At 73.3% G+C, this 13,135-nt stretch carries 12 protein-coding genes; 5 read left to right on the forward strand and 7 right to left on the reverse strand.

What is annotated here, in order from left to right; genetic code table 11:
- Positions 1-110: 110 nt before the first annotated feature.
- Together CP975_RS28605 and CP975_RS28610 are read right to left on the reverse strand one after the other, a co-directional pair.
- The gene (locus CP975_RS28605; protein ID WP_150477505.1) at positions 111-1,391 is read right to left on the reverse strand and encodes a hypothetical protein; all 1,281 of its coding nucleotides are present in this window, start codon (positions 1,389-1,391) and stop codon (positions 111-113) included.
- The gene (locus CP975_RS28610) at positions 1,379-2,644 is read right to left on the reverse strand and encodes a hypothetical protein (RefSeq protein WP_055527311.1); all 1,266 of its coding nucleotides are present in this window, start codon (positions 2,642-2,644) and stop codon (positions 1,379-1,381) included. The genes CP975_RS28605 and CP975_RS28610 overlap by 13 nt, the downstream gene beginning before the upstream one ends.
- 212 nt (positions 2,645-2,856) lie before the next feature.
- On the opposite strand from CP975_RS28610, the gene CP975_RS28615 reads away from it, so the two are divergent.
- Positions 2,857-5,406 carry a polysaccharide lyase family 8 super-sandwich domain-containing protein gene (locus CP975_RS28615; protein ID WP_055527310.1) on the forward strand — a complete coding sequence of 850 codons (2,550 nt, stop codon included), beginning with the start codon at positions 2,857-2,859 and terminating at the stop codon, positions 5,404-5,406.
- A 29-nt stretch (positions 5,407-5,435) separates the two neighbouring features.
- Here CP975_RS28615 and CP975_RS28620 read toward each other — a convergent pair whose 3' ends face one another.
- Both CP975_RS28620 and CP975_RS28625 read right to left on the reverse strand, forming a co-directional pair.
- Positions 5,436-5,660, reverse strand: coding sequence for a ferredoxin (locus CP975_RS28620; protein WP_055527308.1), 225 nt, complete (start codon positions 5,658-5,660; stop codon positions 5,436-5,438).
- Positions 5,661-5,669: 9 nt separating this feature from the next.
- Complete coding sequence (locus tag CP975_RS28625; RefSeq protein ID WP_150477506.1) at positions 5,670-6,935, reverse strand: cytochrome P450; 1,266 nt, start codon at positions 6,933-6,935, stop codon at positions 5,670-5,672.
- A gap of 171 nt (positions 6,936-7,106) precedes the next feature.
- On the opposite strand from CP975_RS28625, the gene CP975_RS28630 reads away from it, so the two are divergent.
- From CP975_RS28630 to CP975_RS28640, 3 genes are all read left to right on the forward strand, one after another.
- The gene (locus tag CP975_RS28630) at positions 7,107-7,673 is read left to right on the forward strand and encodes a GNAT family N-acetyltransferase (RefSeq protein ID WP_150477507.1); all 567 of its coding nucleotides are present in this window, start codon (positions 7,107-7,109) and stop codon (positions 7,671-7,673) included.
- A gap of 266 nt (positions 7,674-7,939) precedes the next feature.
- A complete protein-coding gene (gene rsgA / locus CP975_RS28635) occupies positions 7,940-9,070 on the forward strand; it encodes a ribosome small subunit-dependent GTPase A (protein ID WP_246201661.1) in 1,131 nt (376 codons plus the stop codon).
- A 92-nt stretch (positions 9,071-9,162) separates the two neighbouring features.
- Positions 9,163-10,671, forward strand: coding sequence for a DNA-3-methyladenine glycosylase 2 family protein (locus CP975_RS28640; protein WP_150477997.1), 1,509 nt, complete (start codon positions 9,163-9,165; stop codon positions 10,669-10,671).
- Here the strand turns inward: CP975_RS28640 and CP975_RS28645 are convergent.
- From CP975_RS28645 to CP975_RS28655, 3 genes are all read right to left on the reverse strand, one after another.
- The gene (locus CP975_RS28645; protein ID WP_055534587.1) at positions 10,607-10,978 is read right to left on the reverse strand and encodes a PPOX class F420-dependent oxidoreductase; all 372 of its coding nucleotides are present in this window, start codon (positions 10,976-10,978) and stop codon (positions 10,607-10,609) included. The two genes, CP975_RS28640 and CP975_RS28645, sit on opposite strands and share 65 nt — an antisense overlap.
- Positions 10,979-11,065: 87 nt before the next feature.
- Positions 11,066-11,548: a DUF456 domain-containing protein gene (locus CP975_RS28650; protein ID WP_055534583.1), complete on the reverse strand. Its 483-nt coding sequence runs from the start codon at positions 11,546-11,548 to the stop codon at positions 11,066-11,068.
- A gap of 41 nt (positions 11,549-11,589) precedes the next feature.
- Entirely contained in the window at positions 11,590-12,594 is a 1,005-nt protein-coding gene (locus CP975_RS28655; RefSeq protein ID WP_055534585.1) for a helix-turn-helix transcriptional regulator, read from the reverse strand.
- A gap of 61 nt (positions 12,595-12,655) precedes the next feature.
- Between CP975_RS28655 and CP975_RS35165 the strand changes: the two genes are divergently transcribed.
- Entirely contained in the window at positions 12,656-12,829 is a 174-nt protein-coding gene (locus CP975_RS35165) for a hypothetical protein (RefSeq protein WP_167532746.1), read from the forward strand.
- Positions 12,830-13,135 lie beyond the last annotated feature (306 nt).

Here is a 13,135-nt window from a genome sequence, read left to right on the forward strand (position 1 = left end):
GAACCGGGAAGGAGGGCAGGGCAGTCTCGCGTGCAGGCAGGTCCGGGCTCAGGCGGCCTCGCCTCAGGGCAGCCTCGCCTCACGGCAGCTTCGTCCAGGGCAGCCTCGCCTCAGGGCAGCTTCGGCGCCCCGCAGCCGTGCGCCCTCGCCGAGCGCCGCGCGAACTCCTTCAGCGCGGCCTTCTCGTACGCCAGGTCGGCCGCGGACGCCTTCGTGGCGCGGCGAGCGTCGTCCCCGTCGTGCTCCTTGCCGTCCACGGCTCCACTCCGCTCCACCGTGAACAGGGCGGGACCGCCGCCGTCACGGCAGGCCGCGCTCGCCCAGTGGCCGCCGCCCGGCGACCCTCCCGCCGGGGTGTCACCGGGTACGGGCTCGTCGGAGTAGCGGCCCACCCGCTCCTGTCGCAGCAGCCGCTCGGTGACCGCGTACGGCCCGTAGTAGGCGACCAGCGAGTAACGCCGCTCCTCGTGGTCCGAGCCCGTGACCGGCTCGCCGGCCCCGCCGCCCGAGAGCACGCACACCTCGACGGGCCCGCCGGGCCGCGTGCCCTCCCACGCACGGGACACCCGCGAGCCCCGGCCGGGGACTCCGCGGCAGGAGCCGGACGCGTCGGCGAGCGGCACGTCCTCGTCGGCGTTCACCGGCAGCGGCACGGTACGCGGAGGCTTGCCCAGCTCGGCGTCGCAGCCCCACTTCCCCGACGCCTTCGCGGCCGTCGCGGTCGCGATCCGCGCGAGGGCGGTGCGGCGCCGCGGGTCGTCGAGGGTGACGTCCTCCACCTCCACGTCGACGGTGACGAGCAGACCGCCGCGGCGGCGGGCGCAGTCCAGGAGCACCGTGGCGGTCGCCGAGTCCTCACCGGCCGCGCTCGTGAGGCTCTCCCCGGTCGTGAACAGGCCCTGCCAGCCGCCGCCGAGCGCGGCGGGCGGCAGCTCGGTCGACACCGACGGGTACAGCGCGCCGAAGCCCCGCGGGACATCGACCTCGCGGTCCTCGGCCGTGCTGGCCGCGGGCCGTTCCGGCAGCCTCTGCACGGTCACCTCGACCGAGGCGTCATGGGTCGGACGACCCGCGCCGCGCTCGGTCTCGCGACGGACGGTGCATGTCACCTGGCGCGTATCGCCTTTACCGCCATACGCGTCCTCGCCGGCCGCCCGCACCTCCGCCCTGCCCGGCCCGCTCTCGAACGGGCCGTCGCCGAGGACGGCCCGCATCTCGTCCGAGGGCAGGACGCCCCCGCACGACTCGGCGAGCACCTGCCGGGCCGCGCGGCGCTCGTGCGGACCGCCCCACCAGTAGTAACCGCCCGCGATCAGAGCCAGGGCGACGAGCGCCCCGCAGGACGTGAGCACCACGCGCCCCGCCCTGCCCTCCCACGTCAGCCGCGCCACTCCGGCACCTCTCCCATGATCTTCGTGTCCCGGCAGTGCGCGCGCTTCGGCCAGCCATCCGGCGCCGCGAGATAGCGGTCGAGCAGGGCGCGCGCCCGCTCGGAGAGCCGCCGCCGCTCCTTCGGTTCGAGAACGACGCTGTCCTTGGGCGTGCCCTGGCCGAATTCCAGTTCCGGTGTGACCGTGACCCGGTGGTAGGTGGCGCCCGCGTCGCACTCCGACCGGGCCCAGAGGGCGAGAAGCGGATCGTCGCCGGACCGCGCGATCGTGACGGGCTTCCCGGCACCGGTCCTGGCCTCAGGATCGGGGGCGTGGTTGTTGCCCCGATGGCTGTCGTACGCGCCGCCCGCCAGCACCCCCGACCAGCTCTCCGCGCCCGCCGCCCTGATCGCGAGCCTGTCGGCCGGCTCCGCCGAGTCGTCGAGGCGGCCGCCGCAGGCACCGGAGCGCCTGCTGTACGCCGACGCGTTCCGGTCGAACGTCCAGTCGCCGGGCGCGAACCGCAGCGCCGCGGGGGAGAGCCAGTCGCACAGTTTCGGCGCCTTGTCGGGGGTGGTGCCGGACGCGGACGCCAAGGGCTCGCCGCCGCAGCCCTGCCTCCGGGAGACCCAGTCCGCGACCCGCACCGCCGTGCGGGACGCGAGGAGGCGCTCTGCCTTCGGGACGTCGTACTCGTCGGCGGCCGACGGCAGGTCCACCGTGACGAGCAGATCGCGCGACGGGCGCACCCGGCCGCTCAGGCCCTTCGGGCAGTCGGCGAGCAGCGAGGCCGTCACCGTGCTCCCGTCCAGCTGCTTGTCGTCGACCGACACGGCACCCAGCGCGCTGTCCGGCAACGGCAGTCCGAAGCTGCCGTCGAGCGGGGGCGGGGAGGTGCGGGTGAGCACGGCCTCGGCCCGCACCCGCGCCCGCGCGTCGGGCTCCCAGGCGTCATCACCGCCGCCCCACGACAGGGTGCAGTCGAGCAGCGCGCGGCTCTCGTGACGGGGTCGCAGCATCGTGCCGAACTCGTCCAGTACGCCCGGCTCGTCATCCGGCACGAAGTCACCCAGCTCGTCGGGGAGCAGACCCGCACACGCCCGCGCCAGCTGCCGCTGATTGGCCGCGAACCGTTCCTGGCGGTCCTCGGACCTCGACACGGCGAGCCAGGTCACGCCGGACACGAGCACCGACAGGGTCACCACACAGGCGATCAGCCATGTGCGCCCTCGCACCGCGCGCAGCGCACCCACCCCGGGTATGACGCTCCCCATTCCCGCTTCCCCCGCTTCCCCCGCGAATCGTTCCCGCGAAGGTCCCCCCGCGCACCGCATGCAGACCAGCCGCATCAAGACCAGCCGCATCAAGCCAGAGGGACGGTATCAATCCCGGTCGGCGCGTCGGAGCGCGGACCCTTGTCGCCGGTGGGCCCATCTGCTTGACTCCGCCCGCCGGAACGCCACGTACGCCGTCGGTGGAGGCCGCCATGGAGATCACCCGCAGATGCCTGCTGTCCGCCCTGTCGGCCGCCGGACTCCTGGCGGTGGTTCCCACGGGCCGCGCGGACGCGGCCGCGGCGGCCGAGGGCCGCGCCCGGCTGCTCGCCAATACCGTGGCGGTCCTCGCCGGAACCGCCGACTCCAACGCCCGTCCGGAGACGGCCGCGAAACTGGCCGCCGTCGAGCGGACCGCGCGGGCGAACCTGAAGGCGATGGACGGTGCGGGCGAGGGCGAACTCTTCGCCGGCCTGCCGCTCGGCACCGACGACGCGAACCTGAACACCGCCTACCGCCGCCTGTACGAGATCGCCCTCGCGACCCGCACGCCGGGGATCCCCGCGGACCTGCACGGCAGCACGGCCGTGCGGCGCCGGGTGGTAGACGGCCTGACCTGGCTGCACGAGCGCTACTACGGCGACCAGTCCACGGGCTACTACGGCAACTGGTTCCACTGGGAGATCGGCATCTCCCAGCACGTCAGCAAGACCCTGGTGCTGCTCGCGGACGAGGTGCGCGCCCACCGCCCGGAGCTGGTGCGCACCTACGTCGACTCCATGGACGCCTACCTGCGCAACGGCACCGACGGCGACGTGGACCTCGACTCCCGCTTTCACACCGGCGCCAACCTCGCCGACATCACCACCAACCGTGTCCTCCAGGGCGCCCTGCTCGGCGAGGGCGGCGAGGCCCGCATCCGCAAGGCCCTCACCGACCAGCTGACGGTGTTCCTCACGATCGACCCCTACCGGCTGCGGCACGGCGTGACGGACGGCTACTACGCGGACGGCTCGTTCCTCCAGCACGCCTCCGTCGCGTATACGGGTTCGTACGGCAAAGGCCTGCTCACCCGCGTCGTGCAGACCCTCAAGATCCTCGAAGGTACCGGCTTCGCGCACGGTGAGGAGCTGGTGCCGACCGTGTACGGCTGGGTGAAGGACGGCTTCGCCCCGCTGATCTTCGAGGGCTGGATGATGGAGGTCGTCAAGGGCCGCGCGGTGGCACGCCCCGACTCCGGATACACCGATGTGGGCGTGGTCGTGGAGGCCGTCGTCGACCTCGCCTCGCTCGCGGCCGGAGACCGGGCCACGGCCCTCAAGAGCTACGTCAAGCACATCAGGGCCACTTCGCGCACCGCCCTCGACCCGGCACGGTTCGTCTCCCCGGTCAGCGTCGTGCGCTACGCCGACATCCTCGGCGACGCGTCCGTGCCGCCCGCCGACCTCAACCCCGCCGAGCGCAGTGTCGCCTTCAACGCCATGGACAAGACCGTGCACCGCAGGCCCGGTTACGCCTTCGCACTCGCGCGCAGCTCCGAGCGGATCAGCAAGTACGAGTACATGAACGGCGAGAACCTCATGCCGTGGTTCCAGGGCGACGGCGCGTACTACCTCTACCTCTCCGGTCAGGACCAGACGCAGGCCTACGGCGTCGACTACTACACGACGATCCCGCCGTACGGTCTGGCGGGCGTCACGGCGCCGGTCGAACAGCGGCGCAGCGTAACGGAGTTGTACGGCAAGGCGTACTACGACAACCCCGGGCACCCGCTCAACTTCACCTCGTCGTCCGCGTCGCAGAACAAGTACGTCTACTTCCCGCGCGGCACCAACGGCCACTCCGGGGGCGCCGTCCTCGGGACGTACGGCACGGCGGCGATGGTGCAGTCGAGCGACGCGGCGCACCACGACCGGGCCCTGCTCCCCGACGACTTCGTCGTGTACCGGAACGCGACGGCGACCAAGTCCTGGTTCCTGCTCGACGACGAGATCGTGGTGCTCGCGGCGGGCGTCGGCGACACCGTCGGGCGGGCCGTGACCACGACCGTCGACGCCCGCACCGCCGCCCCCGACGACCGGACCTCGCTCACCGGCACGCTGCGCGACGGCCGCGCCTGGACCGGCCCCGGCACCGCCGACCTGCGCTGGCTGCGCTACGCCAACGCCACGCAGGGCACCGCCATCGGCTATGTCTTCCTCGACACGCCGCAGGTGCGGGTCGCCCTGGACCGGGTCACCCGCAGCCGCCGCGCCGTGCGCACCGCCAACCCCGATACGCCGGTGACCCGTTCGGTCCTCGGCGTGACCGTGGACGGGGCCGCCGGGGCCCGCCCGGCGCGCCTCGCCTACGCGCTGGTACCGAACGCCACGGAGGAGCGGCTGCGCGCCCACCGCCACGGCCCCCTCACGGTCCTCGCCAACTCCCCGCGCCTCCAGGCCATGTCCCACAGCGGCATCGGTCTGACGGCCGCCAACACGTTCACGCGGGGCACGCACGACACCGCCGGTCTGCGCATCGAGGGTCCGGCCTCGGTCATCGTGCGCCGCCAGGGGCGCCACGACAAGGCGAGGACCACCGTGGCCGTCTCCGACCCGACCATGAACCGGGACCGGATCACGGTCCTGCTCCGCGGCCGCCGTCTGCGCGAGCTCGCCGCGGATTCCGGCGTACGGGTGAGCCGGGCGCCCGGCGGCACCCGGATCGACGTCGACACGCGTCATGCGTACGGCAGAAGCTTCACGGTCACCCTGAGCGGCTGAACGCCCATGGTGCGTAACGAGCGTGACGGTCAGTCAGTAGACAGACCGGGCGCGCTGATGGCCTGCACCGGGCACGCCCGTACCGCTTCGCGCACCATCGGGTCGCCGCCGCCGTCCTCCTTGCCCGGCAGTACCTCGCTGAAGCCGTCGTCGTCCTGCGTGAAGACGCCCGGCGCGGTCAGCGCGCACATGCCCGCCCCCACGCACCGGTCCGTGTCGACGTGGATCACCTTGTTCGTCGCCCCATTCGTCATGGTCAACTCCTACCAGGTGACGGGTAGTTCCAGCATCCCTTGGAGGGTGTCGCCCGGCTTGAAGGGGATTTCGTCGGCGGGCACCGCCAGGCGCAGCCCCGGCAGCCGCTCGAAGAGGGACCACAGGGCGATCTCCAGCTCCGCACGGGCGAGGTTCTGCCCCAGACACTGGTGGATGCCGAACCCGAAGGCGAGGTGATGGCGGGTCGTGCGGTGCCAGTCCAGCTCCTCCGGGTTCTCGTAGGCCGCGTCGTCGCGGTTGATGAGGGACGTGGAGAAGATGACGCCCTCACCGGCGCGCAGCGTGCTGCCCGCGATCTCGATGTCCTCCCTCACCACGCGCAGCATGCCGTCCGCGATGGACAGGTAGCGCAGCAACTCCTCGATCACGGCGGGCATCAGCGTCGGCCCTGCGCCGCCGGGTCCCGGCCGCAGTTCGGCGAGCCGCTCGGGGTGCTGGAGCAGGGTGAACGTACCGAGGGAAATCATGTTCGCGGTGGTCTCGTGCCCCGCGACGAGCAGGATCGTGGCCAGGCTGACCAGTTCGTCGCGGTCGACCGCGCCCGCCGCCAGCTGCCGGTGGATCAGCTCGTCGAGGAGACCGTCCCCCGGGTCCCTCCGCTTGCGCTCTATCAACTCGTGGAAGTACGCGGCCAGTTCGTCCCGTGCCGCCTCGGAGTTCTGCGCGCCGGGGCCGCGCAGCAGACGGCGCGACTGCTCCTCGAAGAAGTCGTGGTCGGCGTAGGGCACGCCGAGGAGCGCGCAGATCACCATGGACGGCACGGGCAGCGCGAACGCGCCCACCAGCTCGGCCGGCGGCCCCTGTTCCTCCATGGCGTCGAGGAGCCGGTCCACGGTCTCCTGGATCCTCGGGCGCAGGGCCGCGACGCGCTTGACCGAGAAGCTCGGGATCAACATCCGGCGCTGGACGTTGTGCCGGGGATCGTCGACGCCGAGCAGGGCGACACTGCGGTCGCGGACGCGGGCGAAGCGTTCGGTCGGCGCGGGGAAGTCCTCGCTCTGGCGGTCCGAGGAGAGCCGCGGATCGGCGAGCAGCACCCGGGCCGCCTCGTGCCCGGTGACCAGCCACACGGAGCGCCCGTCGAACAGTGAGACGCGGGTGAGCGGCCCGGCCTCCCGCAGGGGCGCGTAGCCGGTGGGCGGGTGGTAGGGGCAGGTGCGGTCCTGTGGGAAGGGCGTGAGGGCCGGGGCCGGGGCCGGGGTGGAGGCTGGGGCGGAGGCCGGGGGTTTCGTCGACTCGACTGACTCCATCATGGACGTACCTCGCAAGCGCAGATGGTCCCTTACCCGCCCCATTGGATGCTCAGGGCATCTATCTCGTACACGGCAAGACCGGCCAGATCGACGGCGGGAGGGATCTGGCCGGAAAGCCCCCGTGCGAGGATCCGGGAGAACCATGTGCGGCCACTGTGGAGGATGAGACGAATGTTCGCGATTTCCCTGGGCGGCGGAGCCGAACTGCGTCCGCTGGAGCCTTGGCAGGCCGAGGAGTTCCTGGCCCACATGGACCGCGGCCGAGAGTTCATAGGCCAGTACGTCGGCCTCCCCGACATCACCGCCGACCTGCCGGCCGCGCGCCGCTGGCTCCAGTTGTACGCCGACAAGTCCGCCGCCGACACCGGCCGCCTGTACGGCATCCGGCTCGACGGACGCCTCGTCGGCGGCGTGCTCCTCCGGAGCTTCGACGCCGGGACCGGCACCTGCGAGGCGGGCTGCTGGCTGGAACCGGCGGCCGCGGGACAAGGACTGGTCACCCGCGCCGTACGCGTCGTCATCGACTGGGCGTTCGAGGTGCGAGGGATGCACCGGGTGGAGTGGCTGGTGGCTCCGGAGAACATCCCGAGCATCAACGTGGCCAAGCGCCTCGGCATGACCCTCGAAGGCGTTCAGCGCCAGAACGACCTCTACCGTGGCGTGCGTCAGGACACCGAGGTCTGGGCGGTACTGGCACCGGAGTGGCGCGCCGAGCGAGCCGAAGCGGCGGCCCGGTGAGCGGGGGGAACCGGCTCCCGGTAAATGGCTGGCGCGCCCGCGGAGCCGGGATCTAAGCTGCGTCTCGTTCCTCGGCGGCCATCCCGGCCGCCGGGCCAGGCCGAGCAGGACCCAGGAGGTGTGACCGATGGCTGTCGTCACGACGGGCGTTGCCCGCATCCGGAAGTTCATCAAGTCCACCTCCGTGGCCACCGGCTGACCGACCGTCACTTCGCAGCGCGCCGTCGAGCGCGTGCGCCGGGGCCACCCCTGTGAAGGGTCACCCCTTGTCTTTCTCCGCTCTTCCGTTCTCCTCCCTCCTGAGTTCGTCCTCGTCCGCCGCGCACCCCCTCGCCCCCTACGGCTGGGACGCGCGGTGGGAGGCCGAGTTCGCGCCGTACGCGGCACAGGGGCTGCTGCCCGGCCGGGTCGTCCGCGTCGACCGCGGGCAGTGCGACATCGTCACCGCCGAGGGAACCGTGCGGGCCGACACCGAGTTCGTCACCCCGCGCGATCCGCTGAAGGTCGTATGCACCGGCGACTGGGCCGCGGTGGACCCGGCCGGCGGCGACCCCCGCTACGTACGGGCGTACCTGCCGCGGCGTACGTCCTTCGTGCGCTCCACCTCGTCCAAGCGCTCCGAGGGACAGGTCCTCGCGGCCAACGTCGACCACTCGATCATCGCGGTCTCCCTCGCCGCCGAACTCGACCTCGGCCGGATCGAGCGGTTCCTCGCGCTCGGCTGGGAGTCGGGCGGCCAGCCGGTCGTCGTGCTCACCAAGGCCGACCTCGTCCCGGACGACGCCACGCTCGCGCACCTCGTCGAGGACGTGGAGACCTCGGCGCCCGGCGTCCAGGTGCTGCCGGTCAGCGCCACGAACGGCCACGGCGTCGACATCCTCGCCGCGGTCGTCTCCGGCGGTACGTCGGTGCTGCTCGGCCAGTCCGGCGCGGGCAAGTCGACCCTGGCGAACGCACTCGCCGGCGCCGACATCATGGAGGTCCAGGCGATCCGTGACGTCGACGGCAAGGGCCGGCACACCACGACGACCCGCAACCTCCTGCTGCTGCCCGCGGGCGGCGTCCTCATCGACACGCCGGGGCTGCGAGGCGTCGGCCTGTGGGACGCCGGTACCGGTGTCGGGCAGGTCTTCTCCGAGATCGAGGAGCTGGCGGGGGACTGCCGGTTCCACGACTGCGCCCACACCGCCGAGCCCGGCTGCGCGGTGCTCGCCGCGGTCGAGGACGGCACCCTTCCCGAACGCCGCCTCGACAGCTACCGCAAGCTGATCCGCGAGAACCAGCGCATCGTCGCCAAGACGGACGCGAGGGTCCGCGCGGAGCTGCGGCGGGAGTGGCGGCTGCGGGGCGCTGAGGGGCGCGCGGCCCTGGAGATCAAGCGGGGACGACTGCGCTGACCTCACCGGTCGGGGCAGTGCTGGGCGCCCCTGCGGGGGCGCCCAGCGTCGTGTCCGAATTCCGCCAGCCCGGGTGTGCTCCCGGCTCCACAATGGAGGGCGTGATCGATGAGGAGACCCGATACGAGGCCGTGCGCAGCCGGGACGCCCGCTTCGACGGCGAGTTCTTCTTCGCCGTGGAGACGACCGGCATCTACTGCCGCCCCAGCTGCCCCGCCGTGACCCCCAAACGGCAGAACGTCCGCTACTACACCACGGCCGCCGCCGCCCAGACCTCCGGCTACCGCGCCTGCCGCCGCTGCCGGCCGGACGCCGTGCCCGGCTCCGCCGAGTGGAACGTGCGCGCCGACGTGGTCGGCCGCGCCATGCGCATGATCGGCGACGGCGTCGTCGACCGCGAGGGCGTCCCCGGCCTCGCGGTCCGCCTCGGCTACAGCGCCCGGCAGGTGCAGCGCCAGCTCACCGCCGAACTCGGCGCGGGCCCGGTCGCGCTGGCCCGCGCCCAGCGGGCGCACACCGCGCGCGTCCTGCTCCAGACCACGGACCTGCCGATCACGGAGATCGCGTTCGCCGCGGGCTTCGCCAGCGTCCGCCAGTTCAACGACACGATCAAGGCCGTGTACGCGCTCACGCCGACCGCGCTGCGCGCCGCCGCCCCCCGACGCGGCGCCGCACGCGCCACACCCGCCGCGGGCATCCCGCTGCGCCTCGCCCACCGGGGCCCCTACCAGGCCGCGGCGGTCTTCGACCTGCTCGCGGCTGAGGCGGTCCACGGCATTGAGGAGGTCACCGGCGAGCGCGCCGCCCGCACCTACCGGCGTACGCTCCGACTGCCCTACGGGACAGGGATCGTGGCCGTCCAGGAGGCCCGCTCCACGGCCGCGGCCGGGGGCGGAAGAGGGGGAGGAGGAGGGGGCGGGGCCGAGGGAGCTTCCGGCCCCGGAGCCGTACACCGCGGCGGCTGGCTCGACGCCCGGCTGCACCTCACCGACCTGCGCGACCTCACCACCGCCGTGCAGCGCCTGCGCCGCCTCTTCGACCTGGACGCCGATCCGTACGCCGTGGACGAGAGGCTCGGCGGCGACCCCCGCCTCGGCCCGCTCGTCGCCGCCCGGCCCGGACTGCGCTCGCCGGGCGCCGCCGACCCCGAGGAGTTCGCGGTGCGGGCGCTCGTGGGGCGGGCCGGCGCCGAACGGCTCGTGGAGCGGCACGGCAAGGCGCTGGACGCGGCGTGCGGACGGCTCACCCACCTCTTCCCCGCGCCCGCCGAACTGGCCGTCGAGCGCGGCCCGCTCGGCGCGCTGGCGACGGCGCTCGCCGACGGCGCCCTGCGGCTGGACGCGGGGGCGGACCGGGACGACGCCGAGGCCGCGCTGCTCGCCCTGCCCGGCCTGGATGCGAGGACGGCGGCGCTGATCAGGATGCGGGCGCTCGGCGACCCCGACGTGGCCCCGCCCGGCGAACCGGAGCCGATCCTGGACGCCTGGCGGCCGTGGCGCTCGTACGCCCTGCGCCACCTGCGGGCGGACCGTGACCCTACCGCGCGTCGAGCCCCCAGCTGTGGATCCGGCGCGGACGGATCCGGATCAGCTCCTCGCTGAAGCCGGGGCCCAACTCGTGGGGACCGGTGAGCAGTTCGGCCTCCCCGCGGATGTCGATGCCCCGCACCTTCCACGGCTCCAGGCTCACGATGTCGTCGACGACGAGGGACACCTTCGGGTTCGTCCGGAGGTTGCGCCACTTCTTCGTGGTGCCCAGCGAGTGTCCGCCGACCAGGATCGTGCCGTCGTCCTGCGGGAAGAAGCCGACGGGGTTCGCCTGCGGCTGCCCCTTCGGGTCGACCGTGGCCATCCGCCCCAGCCGCTGGGACCTGAGGTACGCGCGTTCGGCTTCGCTGAATTCGCTCATGCGCCGACCCTCGCACGAGCCCAGGCCCCGCCGCACCGGTGCCAGGCCGCCGGCCAGCCGCGTCACCAACCTGTCGGCACAGCACACCTAACCCCAGAACACGGCCCCCAGCCACGCCCCCAGGATCATCAGGCACGCGAACAGCTCGGTCAGTACGCTCGCGCCGCCGCTGCGCATGGCCGTCCGCGTCGCCGCCGCCGCCTCGCCGTGACCGCCGAGCCGCAGCCGCTCCGCGGTGTAGATCCCGCCGATGAAGCCGGGCACCGCGCCGATCACCGGCACCACGCAGAAGCCCAGCAGCGCCCCCGCCCCGGCGAAGACGGCCATCCGGCGCGTGGCGCCGCTCTCCCGCAGCCTGCGGGGAGGCAGCTGCCAGCGCACCGCCTGCGCCGCGAGCAGCACCACGGACGCGCCGACGAGGACACCCCAGGCGAGCCCCCTGGTGTCCTGGAGCGCCCACCACAGGACCGCGGCCCACACCAGCCACGGCCCCGGCACTCCGGGCACCAGCACTCCGCACAGGCCGAGCAGCATCACCACCGCGACCAGCAGGAGTTCCCACGCTCCCATCTGCCCAGCGTGCAGCAGTTCCGGTGAAACCGCAGGTCAGGTTAGACCCGCGGCGCGCGGGTACGGCGTGCCACCCAGTCGCGTTCGTACGCGTGCCAGCCCAGCTGGAGCCGTGTCGTCACGCCCGTCAGCTCCATCAGCCGCTTCACCCGGCGCTGCACCGTCCGCAGCCCCAGGTCGAGCTGTTTGGCGACGCTCGCGTCGGTCAGGCCCGCGAGGAGCAGCGAAAGGATCTCCAGGTCCGTACCGTCCGGGCCCTCGGGGGCCTCTTCACGGGCCGTGCCATCGCCCTCGCCGAGGCGCAGCGGCAGCGCCTCCCGCCAGACCGCCTCGAAGAGGCCCGTCAGCGATGCGAGCAGCCCGCTGGCGTGCACGACGAGCGCCCCGGGCTCCGCGGTCCGCGAGGTGAGCGGCACCATCGCGAGCGAGCCGTCGGCGATCACCAGCTTCGTCGGGACGCGGTCCACGACCCGCACCCGCTCGTCGCGGCCGATCGCCGTCGACAGTTCGACGAGCCCCGTGGGCAGGTCGAGGACCGCTCGCTCGACCACGACGCGGTAGCCGACGCCCCGGCCCGCGGCCCGCTTCCCGGCGCTGTGCTCCATGCCGGTGACGGCGAGGGGGCCGCCGGTGACCAGTGCGCACACCTCCTCGCTCGCCCCCAGCTGCAACTGGAGGAACCGCTGCGAGACGGCGCCGGCGCCGGTGACCACCTCGACGAGGTCATGGACGGTGGGCTCGGCGGCCTGCGCGCGGTACTCCCCGGCGAGCAGGCTCGCCGCCAGCTCCGCCTTCTCCAACTCGTGCCACCGCTGGGTGAGGAGGGCGCCGAGCGCGACGCCTGGCGGCGCGGCCACCCAGCGGCCCGCCCTGCCGGAGGCCTGCGCGGCCAGGCCGTGCCGCTCCAGGCGGCGCAGCGCCCGCTCGGTCTCCGGCTCGCCGAGGCCGAGTCTGCGGGCGAGGTCGGGCACGTCGGCGGCGCCCACCGACACCAGTGCCCGGTACGCCGACTCGTGCGTCTCGTCCAGACCTATCGCTGCCAGCATCCGGCGACGTCCCTCCCCGAAGCTCCGTCCCGGCGGCGCCGTGGCGGGAAACAGCCACGGCGTGAACCCGCCCCAGGACATCATCCCGCCCGCGGACGGTACGCGGATTGAACTCGGCGCTACTGGGCACGCGGGTTACAAGCCGGGTGCACTCACCGAGGTGAAGCTGTCGCCCTCCTACGACGAGGGCGGCACATGGAAGGCGGCGACGACCGCTGAGCACGCCGGGAAGTAGGGCGCGACCGTCAACCACGCGGGCGCCCGGCGGTGAGCAGGTGCGGCTCAAGGCCCGGCTGACGGACTCTCACGACGACTCCGTCACACAGACCGTGGCCCGCGCCTACGACGTGCGCCGGCCACACAGACGCCGCCGGGCGGTCCTCCTGTGGGGGGTAGGCCCGCCCGGCGGTCCCCTTCGTCGCCAAGATGGCCGGAATTTCCGGAAGCACCGTTTTCGTACGCCCTCCGCGGTGGAAAATAAGGGCATGAGCCAGCAGGGGGAGAGGCGCACCGGCCGCGACGACGACTGGTGGGGGCAGCT

Source organism: Streptomyces alboniger (genome assembly GCF_008704395.1).
GTDB classification, from domain to species: domain Bacteria; phylum Actinomycetota; class Actinomycetes; order Streptomycetales; family Streptomycetaceae; genus Streptomyces; species Streptomyces alboniger.